The organism is uncultured Aquimarina sp. (assembly GCF_947496855.1).
GTDB lineage: Bacteria > Bacteroidota > Bacteroidia > Flavobacteriales > Flavobacteriaceae > Aquimarina.
In genome coordinates this window covers 52,893-66,808 of the sequence record NZ_CANMED010000008.1, presented here as the reverse complement: position 1 = coordinate 66,808, position 13,916 = coordinate 52,893, and the positions used below count along the sequence as shown (strand labels likewise).

The window sequence follows — 13,916 nt, the reverse complement described above, 5'->3', positions numbered from 1 at the left end:
GTTAGTAATGTTTAAAACGACAACGGCACATACTGCAAATGCTAAATCAAGCAATTCCTCTCTTTTTCAAAAAGAGGGAGGAGAGAGTGCCTTTATTCAGCCTAAACTAAATATTGGAAAACCTGGAGATAAGTACGAAGTAGAGGCAGATCGAGTTGCAGATACCATTGTCGCTAAAGGAAATGACCAAAGCAATTCATTTTTTAGTCCGGCACCGCTTGTACAAAAACAACAAGAAGAAGAGGTTCAAAAACAAGAAACCACAGAAAATGAAATTCAACAAAAATCGCTAGTAGAACATATAAGTCCATTAGTTCAGCGACAATCTGAAGAAGAACCTATACAGCAAAAAGAAGAACAGGAAGAAATTCAGCAACAATCAGAGGAGGGAGTTCAGAAGAAAGAAGCTATTGCAGAAACAGCTATTCAAGAAAAAACTGATAATACGTCTGTAGTCTCTGATATACAAAAGCAGGAAGAAGAGGTTCAGGAAAAAGAAGAGGAGGAGGAGGAAGTGCAGCTTGTTCAAACTAAAATCAATACAGCTGTCAGTTCGAGCGGAGTCGAGAATTCATCTATTGAATCTAGGTTAAGCAGTTCTAAAGGAGGTGGTTCTTCATTGCCAAAAAACACCAAATCTCAAATGGAATCAGGTTTTGGTACTGATTTTAGTAATGTGCGTGTACACACAGATGCTAATGCGAAACAAATGAGCCAGGACTTAGGAGCTCAGGCATTTACTCACGGAAATGATATCTATTTTAATGAAGGAAAATTTGATACATCTTCTAATTCCGGAAAACATTTGTTGGCCCATGAATTGACACATACCGTACAACAAGAAGGAGGTGTTAAACGTAAACCAGAAATTTCACAAACCTCAAATACGGTACAGTTATTACCAGGTTTTATTGCTAGTCGACTTAATGACTATGCTCGTTTTATCCCCGGATATACTTTATTCACTGTACTGATTGAATACAACCCTATTTTAGGAGAAACTGTAAGAAGAACACCTACTAATGTAGTAGAAGGTTTGTTGGAAATTATTCCTGTCTGGGGAGTATTATTAGTTAATAAACTTAGAGAATACGATGTTTTACAGACTGCATTTGAATGGATTGATGGAGAGTTAACTAGGTTAAACCTTACTACTGACAGGATTGAAAGACTGATTAATGAGGCCTGGGAAGATATGGATTTCGTGCGATTCGATCCTTTTGATTACAATGTTGGGGTTTTAGAACGAAAATTTACAGGATTGTATAATGATGTAGTTTCCTTTGCAGATTCTTTAAAAAACCAAGTGTTAGGTTTTATAAAAGACGCTGTGATAACGCCACTTGTTGGTTTTTTAGAAACCAATAGCCCAACTTATGCATTAGCGACAAAGGTAATTGGGAGTAAGTTTCCCTTAGAAGAAGAGGTAAATGCACCTACCGTAGAGATTTTAGAAGATTTCCTCATTCTTATTGGTAAAGAAACAGAAGTCGAAGAGATGAAAAATAAAGGGACACTGCAAGAAACTGCAGATTGGATCGATACACAATTGATTACTTTTTATTCTTTACTAGGTCGTTTCAATGCCTTGTTTATTAGAGCTTGGGATGCTTTCTCATTAGAAAATCTTCGTGATATACCAACCGTTTTTAGTGAGCTATTGACAGATTTCACAGAATTATTAAATGACTTTTTAGCTTTTGCGGCTGAAGTAGCTCTTAAAGTTTTAGAGATAATTAAAAATGCACTACTTGGTTGGCTTTCTTCTGTGGCTAATGAAACCAGAGGCTTTTCTCTTGTAAAAGTAATCATTGGCAAAGATCCTTTTACGGATGAGTACGTACCCAGAACTGTTCCTAATCTTATCCGAGGATTTATGAGTTTGATGGATGGAGGCGAAGCGCAATATGCCCAGATGGTAGAGACTGGAGCCATCGCGAGAATAGTAGGTGAAATTGACGCTGCAGTGGAAACCCTGAATATGACTCCGCAGTCTATTGTACAGTTGTTTGTGGATCTCTGGAACTCTTTTTCTATCGATGATCTTCTTAATCCTATTGATGCTTTTGTAAGAATTATAGATCAATTTGGTGAACCTATCAGTAGATTGATTGCTTTTGTAGCAGAAATAGTACGAATTGTAATAGTAGCTATTTTGGAAATTATGAATTTCCCATTCGAGTTGATTGGAAATATTATTACCCGATCCCTTCAAGCTATGGAAGACATCAAAAGAGACCCAATAGGCTTCCTGAAAAATATACTAAGAGCAATCAAGGAAGGTTTCATGAAATTTTTTGACAATATCGTAACTCATTTAATCAATGGTGTGATGGGTTGGTTAATGCGAGAACTAAGAGATGCAGGTATTCCAGAACTTACTGATTTTTCATTACAAGGAGTAATTAGTTGGGTCTTAGAAGTATTAGGGCTGTCTATAGAAAGGATCTGGGAAAAACTAGCAGAGCATCCACGTATAGGCCCAGAAAGAGTTGCCAGAATACGAGGAGCTATTAATACATTAGAAGGTATCTGGACGTTTATAAAAGATGTACAAGAACGAGGTATCGCAGCCATTTGGGACAAAATTCAGGAACAGCTTAGTAACCTTTGGAATATTGTAATAGATGCTGTAAAGAATTTTGTGATGACACGTATCATTACGCAAATAACAACCAGATTATTGAGTATGCTAGATCCAACAGGTATTATGGCGGTTGTCAATGGAGCGATGGCTTTCTTTAGTGCAATTCAGAGTTTTATTCAATACTTGCGTGAAATGCTAGAAGTCATCAATTCATTTGTGAATGGTGTAGCGGATATAGCGCAAGGAAATGTAGCTACAGCTGCAGATTACTTAGAACGAACAATGGGACAATCTATGCCGGTAGTCATTGGATTCCTTGCCAATCAGGTAGGATTAGGCGGAATAGGAGCTAGAATTGCAGAGATTATAGGTTCGGTAAGAGCATTAATAGATGAAGCGCTTACTTGGTTAGTGAATAAAGCAGTAGATACTGGTATGGCGTTGTTGGATAGAGTGATGGGAAGAAGTGCTCCATCATCTGAAGAAGAGGAAGCTCCTACAGGTCCAGTTGGAGAGGCGTTAGCAGAAATTGCAACTGAAAGTGGAAGAGAACAGGATGAAGGAGAAGTTACTGTAGAGGAAGCTGAAGGCATCAAAAATAAGGTGAATACAGACCATGCCTCAGTCATTGATATATCTTCTGTAACAGATGGAGGAGATACGTGGGATTATAATTATGTTCAAAGAGAAGTTCAAGAGGAACCTAAAAAAGTAGTAACACCTCCTGTTGAACTCCCTACTTTTGACAATGGCTTAGGACGGTCGTTTTTTGCTAAATATATAACAAATGATCCTAGTCACACGCCCCTAGGAGAAGATGCTAGTGCAAATAATGGAGCAACACTAAGGGGATGGAGAAATTTACAAAACTTCATTGTTTCGGGCGGAAAAACAATTAAAGATAAAAATGATAACCTAGTAAAAGTGGATGCATCGGTAAGAGAAATAGGGAATTATGTGAAAATGCATCTCCTTCATGATGGGCTTGGAGGAAAAGCTACTGACTCCAATCTTGTACCAGCTAAGTCGGCAGTGAATACTGCATTCTATAATGATATGGAAAGATTTGCGGTAGGCGATGTTGGTTCTCCTGATAATAAAGTACTATGGTATAGTGTAGATGTTCGTTTTCATGATGAATTTCCTACAGAAGGAATAGAAAACATTGATTATAGTGGTTATCCAAAATCAGTTTCAGCAAACTATGGGTATATGGACTATGATAATAATGCAAATACTTGGAGCCCGGGTCCTGCTAATCCCAAGAGTTTTGGTATTTCCCCAATAGCAATACCTGATTTCGGAGAAGCAAAAGATCGTAAATTTTATCCTAATACGGAAGGTTGGAATATTCTTATGGCTATGGAGGATTTTGATGTGTTTCAAGACTTTCACATTTCACAGACAATGGCCCGGTTTATTAATGATGAGAGAAGAAGAGATAATTTCACAAGTTATAATGGATCTGAACCGGATTCGTTTATCAATAGAATGAATACAAGAAAAGCAGGTAGACCAAGGGCAAGGGTAAATGTTCCTTCGGATTTTAATCAATCAATGCAACTTATTGCCAGTCTGTATGGAAAAGGAAGATTTATAATATAATAAAAAAAATGTATGATTAGTATTGACGAATTAGCAGAATTTATATATCAAAAAAAAGAAAGAGAGTTTTTTACAGAGATAGAAGATAAAGAAATTAATATATACGAATTTGACCAAAGCAATTATTCTTTACTTCACGTGGCAGCCAAAGTTGAAAATTCAGAAGCCATAATTATTAAATTGATAGAACTTGGCTTAGATATAGATATTAAAAACTCTGATGGAAATACACCTTTAATAGTGGCCTCAAACTATAATTGTCCTAACAATATGCAAACATTACTAAAATATAGAGCAGACACTACAATTTATAATAACGATCTAAACTCCGCTTTGCATATAACCTGTTCTTGGAATCGTTTAGAACTAACTAAGATTTTAATCGAAAAAGGCGCAGATGTTAATATTGATGCAGGTAATAAAAGAACACCTATAATCAATGCGATTGAAGCTGAAGCAGATATAGATTTGATTGAATTTCTTTTAGATAATAATGCCGATGTCAATTATGGAAGCGGAAATGGTACTCCATTGATGTTTGCAATTTCAGGTAGAAATTTAATGTTGATAAAATATTTATTAAAAAGAGGGGCCAAAATTAAAAGCTTCACGAATAGATCTGGTGAGAATACGTTAGAGTTTGCTAAAAGAGTAGGAGACGAGGAAATAGTAAATTATTTAATGGAATGTGCAGCAAAAGAATAGTAACGCTAAAAGAAATTGCTTTTAAAAGAAACTATAGGCATAAATGGCTGTCGTTTAGGGATGAAAATTTGTTATTTATTAAAATAAATTAAACTGATGGATATAAGTAGACAATGATTTAAACCATGCCAGAGTACTAGACTAAATAATTCTCTCTAAATGTATTAGCTGCTCTAAAGGATAGGTAATAAACGTTTCAAAAAAAAGAAGATGATGTTTAGGGAAGCAACAGTACATAAAGCGAATAATAAGAATCAAAAACCGCATCTTTTTCAAACAGGAAGAAGTAATGAAAGTTTTATTCAACCTAAAATCGAAATTGAGAAACCTGATGAAGTAAAAGAATCAGGAAATTCTTTAGATCATACATTACCTCAAGAGAATAATCAAAGTTCTTTTTTTAAATTATCAATAATTCAAAAAGATACGGAAGAAGAAGTTCAAAAAAAAGAGGAGGATGAATGGCATAAGGATGCATTCTCAGGAAATAACTTTATGCCATATGAAATTCAGGTAATTTTTCAGAATGTAGATAAAAATGCTAAATATGAAATCCCGGAACAACATAAAGATGTATTTGGTATATGGAGAAATTCATTGATCAAGCATAAACAGGGTTTGCAAGGAGATCCTAAGAAAAAAGCTATCGTAAATATTTTTAAATTATTGATTAATGCTATTCGCAACGGTAAATTTCCAAAAAAAATGATGAAGATTCTTAAAAAAAGTGATGTCATTTTTCAAGCGGCAAGTGATTGGAATGAAGATGTTGAGAAATCGTGTCAAACTATTTCAGAAGCTGATTTAATCGCAATTTTTAAAGAAGGTGATCTTTTAGATCAATTTAAAGCAAATGAACAAGGTCGTACTTGTAAAGAGATTGAAAATAATCAGTGCCTAAAAAGTAAAGATGAATATCTAACATTTTTAAAAGCTAACAAAGTAGTAGATCACCTTAATAATGCATTTAGAATTTTGGGTATAGATACTATCAAAGCTCAGGCAGTGTATCTTGCTCATGCCGCAGGAGAAAGTAATAACCTTATGAGCCTTACTGAAACCAAAAATAAATGGATGGCTAATTACAGAGGTGGAGAAAAGTTTAGAGGAAGAGGTGCATTTCATACTACTCATAAAGATGGATATATAAGGGTGCTAGCATATTTGGATGCATTATTAGAGAATGAAAAAGTTTCTGAGGATGACAAGAAAACAATTAAAAAAGCATTGGAAGCAATCAAAAAAGATGCTACCAAGGCTTCAGATCCAGAATACACTTTTCTTTTTTCTGCAGCATATATGCATATGGCAGGTGGAGTAGCTGTATCCGGAAATGTTAAAGGAAACCCTTCATTTCAGGGGAAAGGTCCGGAATCCTCTTGGGTAGCAGGTAACGATATTAATACATTAAAAGAAAAAGAAAAATTCTTGGGGCGCGCTGCTTTGAAGGCTAGAGTTTTTGCAAAAGCAATGGAAGTATTAAGTAAAAATAACTGTTCCAAAGAAGAATAGTGCATTTTAACAAGGGTTTTAATAGAAAGAGAATAGGAAAATACCCCTAAAAAGATGAGTCTTTTACCTCATGAAAAACTAGCTAAATAGAGTTAACTTTATGTTCTTAAATAAGATAAGGTTATGAAAAAGACAGCATATCAGAAAGAACTCGTAATCAAAGCTACTCAAAAAAGAAAAGGGACAGATAACAACAAAAAGGATGTAATGAAAATTCAATCCTGGTTAACACTATTTTCTATCAGGAATCCCATCAGCGGCACAGCAACGGCAATTGATGGAGATTTTGGCCCTGCGACAGAAAGATCAGTAAAAAACTTTCAGAGTTTTAATAACCTAACAAAAACTGGTATTGTTGATCAAGAACTATTTAATACACTCTCTTTTGGTTTGAAAGACGCTTTTGAAAAACCTTTAATAAGTAATAATTTAAGAGATTTGATGGTTGAAGTAGCAGAAAATCATTTACAGCAACATCCTTTTGAACTGGAAATACAAGGACAGTCTAATAGTGGTCCCTGGGTAAGAAGTTATATGGACGGTCATGATGGGTCTCCTTGGTTCTGGTGTATGGGATTCGCGCAATCCATACTTGATCAGGCTGCTAGTGCTACTGGTGAAAATTTTAAAACATTAATGCCACTAACCTATAGTTGTGATACAGTAGGCAATACAGGTTTAGAAAAGGGACTATTATCCAGATTTAGTAAAATAAGACAAGACCCTTCTATCATAAAACAAGGAGATATATTTCTAATTCAAAAATCACGTTTAGATTGGACACATACCGGTGTGATAACGGCAATAAAAGGAGATGTGATAGAAACAATAGAAGGGAATACAAATCACCAAGGCTCTAGAAATGGAGTAGCCGTTATGAAAAGAACCAGAAGTTATAGACGATCCAAAATAGACGTATTCTCTATTGAACCTTTAGTATAAAAAGATGAAAAAAGCATTGGCTCAGAATACAATTCATTTTGATAGTAAATTATCATTTCTAAGAGAAGTGATTGAATACCGTTTAAAAGATAATTATACAAGTGAAATACCTGTTTTTCCAAAATTTGATACTATTGTATCTGATGACTCTTGGTTTTCTAGATTTGTGAGGAGAAAACAATTGTCTTTAGAAGAAGTAATCACTTTATTATTAGCAATTGTACCTCATATTTCACCTAGTTTTTTTACAACTATCATATCTGATTTTTTACCCAATGGAGGAGAATTACCTGAATTTGGAGGTGTCAAAGGCAAAAATCATAGAGGAATTATACCAACCGGAGAAACAGTACAGTTTATTATAGGAGGAAATGATATCCAGAAAAGGATTCAGTTAACCGAAATATTCTATGAAGACCATCTTTTTAGGAGAGAAGGTGTATTATATTTAGATATGATACCTGCAGGAGAACCAAGAATGAGTGGCCGCTTGACGATGGATCAAGAGTACATAGAGTTGTTTACTACTGGTAAAGTCCTAAAACCGACAATGAGTAAGGATTTCCCAGCAGAACGAATAGATACCGAATTGGACTGGGATGATCTGGTGTTACAAAGTAAAACATTACAGCAGATAAAAGAGACCGAAACTTGGTTAAACTATAATGAAATTGTACTGAATGATTGGAATATGAAATCTAGAATTAAACCAGGATATCGTATTCTTTTTTCAGGTCCACCAGGAACCGGAAAAACACTTACCGCTACTTTGTTAGGGAAATTCACAGGCAAGGATGTATATCGGATTGACTTATCTATGATTGTATCCAAATATATAGGAGAAACCGAAAAGAACTTATCCAAATTATTTGACAAAGCAAAAAACAAATCTTGGATTCTGTTTTTTGATGAAGCCGATGCTATTTTTGGAAAGCGTACCAATGTGAGGGATGCTCATGACAAGTATGCTAATCAAGAAGTATCATATCTGTTACAGCGTATTGAGGCACATCCAGGATTGGTTATTTTAGCTTCAAATTTCAAAAATAATATTGATACAGCATTCACTCGTAGGTTTCAGTCGATTATAGAATTCGAAAACCCATCGTATAAAGAAAGATTATCCCTTTGGAAGAAAAACTTACCAGATAAAATTGCATTAGACAAAAGTGTTTCTTTGGAGGAAGTTTCAAAAAAGTACGCCCTTACTGGGGCAAATATCATCAATGTAGTGCAATACATCTGTCTTAAGACTATAGCTTCTAAACATGAGTCAATTCTTCTTGAAACCATGTTAGAAGGGATTAAAAAAGAATACCTCAAAGAAGGTAAAATGGTGGCGATATAACCCTAATTAGAAAGGTTATAAACTATTTACCTATGTTATTAACAATCATATAGATTAACAGAGGGAAATCAATATTTTTAAAAGGGAATCATTTTTTTAGATGAGGAAATTTTAAAAGTATTGACACATGAATCGATTAACTATTTTGTTTTTTTTAATGATTATTGCAGCTTGCAATACTTCGGAAACTAACGCTAAAAAGATATTAGAATCATCTTCAGTCGGAGAAGATATTTCTAAAGTTGTTGTAGAAACACCTTTAAAATTAACCAAAGATCAGGCGAATACTTTGGCGGAATTGCCTTTAGCCTGTATCCATACAGAGTATCCAAATAAACTAGGACAAACCATAGGCAGTAAAGAAGATTTGGGAGAGCCTAAAGGCTTACATCCTGCGTTTTATGGATGTTTTGATTGGCATTCTGCGGTTCATGGACATTGGTCATTGGTGAAACTATTAAAATCCTTTCCAGACATAGAAAAAGCCAATGAGATAAAAACAAAGCTTTCCGAAAGTATTTCCAAAGAAAACATAGAAGCTGAGATTGCATATTTTAATAGAAAACATAGTACATCATATGAACGAACCTATGGCTGGGCATGGTTGTTAAAACTTGCGGAAGAAATTCATACTTGGGAAGATCCAATAGCAAAAGATTTGGAGCAAAACTTACAGCCATTGACTGATTTGATAGTACAGCGATATCTAGATTTTTTACCAAAGTTGAACTATCCAATTCGAGTAGGTGAACATACCAATACGGCATTCGGATTGTCTTTTGCATTGGATTATGCAAATAGTCTTAAGGATGAAAGCCTTAAAAGTATTATATCCGCTAGAGCAAAGGATTTTTATGGTACCGATTCAGATTGTCCAATAGGATGGGAACCCAGTGGATATGATTTCTTATCACCTTGTTTTGAAGAAGTAGATTTAATGAGGAAAGTATTGGATAAAACAGCTTTTGATATTTGGATTAGTGACTTTATGCCGCAACTTAAAAAGCGTGATTTTAAGATAGAAGTGGGTGAGGTTTCTGATCGTAGCGATGGAAAATTGGTACATCTGGATGGTCTTAATTTTAGCAGAGCATGGGTGTTGTATGGATTAGCGAATCAATATCCAGAATACAAACATCTTATTAATACTGCAAATCAACATATAAAATATTCATTGCCTAATCTAGTGGGAGATAGTTATGAAGGCGGCCATTGGTTAGGATCTTTTGCAATCTATGCACTTGATGATAGTTCTCAATAATGCGACCTTAATAATTTAACTAAGAAGATGAATTTAGTGAAATTTGAGTTGTTGGTTTCTTGATAATTAAAATTTAGTGGAATAATACGCATCCTCACCCAACAGCTCTTTTGAAGAAGAGTAGCTAAAAGTCCCTCTTTGAAGAAGGATATGGGTAGATGTTTTTTGTTTTTCGGAACAAGTTTTATACAAATAATAACTAAAACGTAAACGCGTGAAAAAGTGGTTTTCGAACATCGGTCCTGGAACATTAGTAACAGCTGCCTTTATAGGTCCTGGAACTGTTACCGTCTGTACATTGGCTGGAGTACAATTTGGATATTCTTTATTATGGGCTTTGGTGCTGTCAATAATAGCCTGTATTGTGTTACAAGAGATGTCGGCACGTTTAGGAATTGTTACTCAAAAAGGTTTGAGTGAAGTTGTAAAGTCACAATTCGATAACAAAATAGTACGATGGATCCTAATAGGAGTTATTCTTTCGGCTATTTTTATAGGAAATGCAGCATATGAAGCAGGTAATATTAGTGGAGGTGTATTAGGATTGTCTACCATTTTAGGATCGCCAATAATAGAAATAGGTACCATTTCTATTAACTATATGAGTATTACTATTGGAGTAATAGCCTTTATATTGTTGTACATAGGTAATTATAAAGTTTTAGAACGCAGTTTAATAGTGCTCGTATTATTTATGAGTATTGCGTTTATTATTACTGCAATTGTTACCAAACCAGACCTTTCTTTGCTATTCCAAGGTTTTGTACCCGATCTATCAACGGATAAAATACTCACAATTGTTGGATTGATAGGAACGACTGTTGTTCCCTATAATTTATTTCTTCATGCATCAATAGTAAGTGAAAAATGGAAATCTACCAATGACCTTCCTGGTGCTAGAAAAGATACTATTGTAGCAATAGTGTTAGGAGGATTGGTCTCCATGGCGATTATAATTGCGGGAGCAGCAATCCAACAAACAGAAGTAAATAATGCTGCTGATTTGGCAAAAGGGCTTGAGCCAGTTTTTGGGTCTATGGCAAAATATGTATTGTCAATGGGGTTATTTGCAGCTGGAATTACTTCGGCGATCACAGCACCTTTGGCTGCAGCTTATGTGGTAAAAGGATGTATGGGTTGGCAAGATGGATTGAAAAGTAAATCCTTTAGAGCTATCTGGATTTTCATACTTTTTTTAGGTGTTTTATTTTCTTCCTTAGGAATAAAATCAATAGTGATTATTCGGTTTGCACAAGTAGCAAATGGGCTTCTTTTACCCATTATAGCAATTTTCCTTTTATGGGTTATGAATCAGAAGAATATTTTGGGGAAATTTACTAATTCTTTAAAGCAAAATATACTCGGTTTTTTGATTGTATTTATTACGTGTTTTTTAGGATTTAGAGGTATCTGGAAAGTTATAGTTAATTTGTAAGAAAAATCTTTATTAAAAGTAAGAATTTTGAAAAAAATAATATTGAATTCTGATGTTGGTGAAGAGGCTGGTTTTGATGCGAAAATTATGCCTTTTATATCGTGGTGTAATATTGCATGTGGAGTTCATGCGGGCAATGATCAAGTGATTCAAAAAACAATTGATTTAGCATTGCAGTATCAAGTAAAAATTGGAGCACATCCATCCTATCCAGATCGTGAAAATTTCGGAAGAGAAGTCATGAATATTTCATATGATCATCTAGTTGAAACGATAACTGAACAAATTCAAAAAGTAAAATTTTTCACGGAAGATCGAGGCGAACAATTGCATCATGTGAAACCTCACGGAGCATTATATAATGAAGCAGTGAAAAATGAAGAAGTTGCAAATGCAATTATTAAATCGGTTAATAATGTCGATAAAAGTTTATTAATTATAACACCTAAAGGTTCTGTAATTTCTTATATTTGTGAAGAAGATATGGAGGTGAAACTTGAAGTCTTTGCTGATCGAAATTACAATCAAGATTTGACCTTGGTGTCACGTTCTGAAAACAACGCGGTGTTGTCAGATCCGGAACAAGTTTTCGATCATGTGTTTAGGATGATTTCCGATGGAAAAGTGAAAACAATAAAAGGTGAGGAGGTGTCAATTTGTTTTGATACGATTTGTGTGCATGGAGATAATCCAAAATCCGTGGAAATTTTGGAGTACTTATATAAGGAGTTTTTGAAACGAAATTTTGTATTGAAATGAAAAAATCTGAAATCAAATTTCAATACAAACGCTATGGCGAACATGCAATTTTGATTCAAGGTCCGTCAAAAATTGACGAAATTTTGTTAGAAACACTTCTTTTTTATAAAAAATCTATTGAAAAATTTTATGATAAACTAATTGTTGAGGTAATCTTATCATATAACTCGCTATTAATTTACTATGCATCTACTATAGAAGATGTCTATAGTGAGGTTTTAACACTTAAATCATTGTTTTTTGATCATTTTGATAATCAGGTGCTAAAAAAACGTTTGTGGAAAATACCAGTTTGCTATTCAGTTTCACTTGCTCCGGAACTCTCTTCTTTTGCAGCTAACAAATCGATGAATATTGATGAGGTAATTTCATTACACACTACTCCATTATATACTGTTTATTTTGTCGGTTTTCTTCCTGGATTTTTGTACTTAGGTGGATTGGATGAAAAATTGATTACTCCTAGGAAATCTACTCCGAGCTTAAAGTTAGAAAAAGGATCTGTTGCTATAGGTGGAAATCAAACAGGGGTTTATCCGTGTGATAGTCCTGGTGGTTGGCATGTGATAGGTAGGACCCCTATTAATTTTTTTGATCTTAATGAAGGAAAACCTTGCTTTGCTTCTTCAGGAGATAAGGTTCAGTTTGTGTCGATTAAGGAAAGTGAATATAACGATCTAAGTAAGTTGGTCGAAACAGGTAATTATTTATTTGAAAGTCATGTTTTATGATAAGTAGTGTTGAAATAATTTCATCAGGTTTATATACTACTATTCAAGATAGTGGTCGTTTGGGTTTTTCTAAATTTGGGGTTCCAAGAAGTGGTGTGATGGATCGTCAATCTTTTTTTTTAGCAAATGCGATTTTAAATAATGATAATAATTGCGCTGTTATAGAGTGGACAATGATTCCACCAATTTTAAAATTTCATAGTGATGCCATTATTTCAATAACAGGTGCAGTTTGTGTTCCATTTTTGAATAATGAAAAAAAGAAAATGAACAGTCAATTATTTATCAAAAAAGGAGATGTTTTAAAACTTAAACATGTCGTAAAAGGGGTGTGTGGTTTTGTAGGAATTAGATCGGGATTTCAGTCCGAAGTAGTGTTGAAAAGTAGATCTCAATATAAAATGATTACTACTTCGTCAATACTTCAAAAAGGTGATATTGTTCCTTATAAAGTAAATGCTAATTTTTCGACAAGTTATACTGCTATTAATCAAACTGTTTTTTGGGATAAATCAAATGAAATTATTGCTTTCGAAGGACCGGATTTTGATCTCTTGTCAGAAACACAAAAGTATGATTTGTTGGATATGGATTTTACGATTTCTAGAGATAGGAACCGAATGGCGATTCCCTTGGATGAGTTGTTGAAAAATGATTTAGAATCTATGTTAACTTCTCCAGTTTTACCAGGTACGGTTCAGTTGACTCCATCAGGTAAATTGATTATCTTGATGAGAGATTGTCAAACCACAGGAGGATATCCAAGAGTCTTGCAATTAACTAAGGATGCCATTAATAATATAGCTCAAAAAAGGAGTGGCGAAAAGATTCAGTTTGGATTGATGTAATTAAGAGTATGTTTAAAAATGATGTAAACTGTTTGTCAGTAGTTTGGCGTTCTGGCAATTCTTCAGATCAGAAACATATCTAGATACGTTGTTTATTTGAAACGAAGTCACGGTTGCTAAAATAGTAGTTAACAGGAACCAGAGTTTTTAAACATGCTCTTAGATTGGTTTCTGTAATCAGGT

The 13,916-nt window shown here is 34.3% G+C and carries 10 protein-coding genes; all 10 read left to right on the top strand.

Annotation, left to right across the window (positions count from 1 at the left end; genetic code table 11):
* Positions 1-7: 7 nt before the first annotated feature.
* The 10 genes from Q0921_RS21880 (at position 8) to Q0921_RS21835 (ending at position 13,733) form a co-directional block, all read left to right on the top strand.
* Positions 8-4,192: a DUF4157 domain-containing protein gene (locus Q0921_RS21880; RefSeq protein WP_299260771.1), complete on the top strand. Its 4,185-nt coding sequence runs from the start codon at positions 8-10 to the stop codon at positions 4,190-4,192.
* Positions 4,193-4,204: 12 nt separating this feature from the next.
* Positions 4,205-4,897, top strand: a complete 693-nt coding sequence (locus tag Q0921_RS21875) for an ankyrin repeat domain-containing protein (protein ID WP_299260769.1) — start codon at positions 4,205-4,207, stop codon at positions 4,895-4,897.
* A gap of 210 nt (positions 4,898-5,107) precedes the next feature.
* Positions 5,108-6,409 (top strand): hypothetical protein, encoded by a 1,302-nt coding sequence (locus Q0921_RS21870; protein WP_299260766.1) that lies wholly within the window; start codon positions 5,108-5,110, stop codon positions 6,407-6,409.
* 123 nt (positions 6,410-6,532) lie between these two features.
* Positions 6,533-7,351, top strand: coding sequence for a peptidoglycan-binding domain-containing protein (locus Q0921_RS21865; protein ID WP_299260765.1), 819 nt, complete (start codon positions 6,533-6,535; stop codon positions 7,349-7,351).
* A 4-nt stretch (positions 7,352-7,355) separates the two neighbouring features.
* The gene (locus Q0921_RS21860) at positions 7,356-8,699 is read left to right on the top strand and encodes an ATP-binding protein (protein ID WP_299260763.1); all 1,344 of its coding nucleotides are present in this window, start codon (positions 7,356-7,358) and stop codon (positions 8,697-8,699) included.
* Between the two features lie 127 nt (positions 8,700-8,826).
* Positions 8,827-9,960 carry a DUF2891 domain-containing protein gene (locus Q0921_RS21855; RefSeq protein WP_299260761.1) on the top strand — a complete coding sequence of 378 codons (1,134 nt, stop codon included), beginning with the start codon at positions 8,827-8,829 and terminating at the stop codon, positions 9,958-9,960.
* Positions 9,961-10,174: 214 nt separating this feature from the next.
* Positions 10,175-11,395, top strand: a complete 1,221-nt coding sequence (locus Q0921_RS21850; protein ID WP_299260759.1) for an Nramp family divalent metal transporter — start codon at positions 10,175-10,177, stop codon at positions 11,393-11,395.
* A gap of 27 nt (positions 11,396-11,422) precedes the next feature.
* Positions 11,423-12,154 (top strand): 5-oxoprolinase subunit PxpA, encoded by a 732-nt coding sequence (gene pxpA, locus Q0921_RS21845; protein ID WP_299260757.1) that lies wholly within the window; start codon positions 11,423-11,425, stop codon positions 12,152-12,154.
* Complete coding sequence (gene pxpB, locus Q0921_RS21840; RefSeq protein WP_299260755.1) at positions 12,151-12,885, top strand: 5-oxoprolinase subunit PxpB; 735 nt, start codon at positions 12,151-12,153, stop codon at positions 12,883-12,885. The genes pxpA and pxpB overlap by 4 nt, the downstream gene beginning before the upstream one ends.
* Positions 12,882-13,733 carry a biotin-dependent carboxyltransferase family protein gene (locus tag Q0921_RS21835; protein WP_299260753.1) on the top strand — a complete coding sequence of 284 codons (852 nt, stop codon included), beginning with the start codon at positions 12,882-12,884 and terminating at the stop codon, positions 13,731-13,733. Before pxpB ends, Q0921_RS21835 begins: the two co-directional genes overlap by 4 nt.
* The last annotated feature ends 183 nt before the right edge of the window (positions 13,734-13,916 follow it).

Excerpts from the sequence above, each read along its gene's own strand:
- Q0921_RS21880 (WP_299260771.1), top strand. The coding sequence starts at position 8 with ATGTTTAAAACGACAACGGCACATACTGCAAATGCTAAATCAAGCAAT.
- Q0921_RS21875 (WP_299260769.1), top strand. The coding sequence starts at position 4,205 with ATGATTAGTATTGACGAATTAGCAGAATTTATATATCAAAAAAAAGAA.
- Q0921_RS21870 (WP_299260766.1), top strand. The coding sequence starts at position 5,108 with ATGATGTTTAGGGAAGCAACAGTACATAAAGCGAATAATAAGAATCAA.
- Q0921_RS21865 (WP_299260765.1), top strand. The coding sequence starts at position 6,533 with ATGAAAAAGACAGCATATCAGAAAGAACTCGTAATCAAAGCTACTCAA.
- Q0921_RS21860 (WP_299260763.1), top strand. The coding sequence starts at position 7,356 with ATGAAAAAAGCATTGGCTCAGAATACAATTCATTTTGATAGTAAATTA.
- Q0921_RS21855 (WP_299260761.1), top strand. The coding sequence starts at position 8,827 with ATGAATCGATTAACTATTTTGTTTTTTTTAATGATTATTGCAGCTTGC.
- pxpB (WP_299260755.1), top strand. The coding sequence starts at position 12,151 with ATGAAAAAATCTGAAATCAAATTTCAATACAAACGCTATGGCGAACAT.
- Q0921_RS21835 (WP_299260753.1), top strand. The coding sequence starts at position 12,882 with ATGATAAGTAGTGTTGAAATAATTTCATCAGGTTTATATACTACTATT.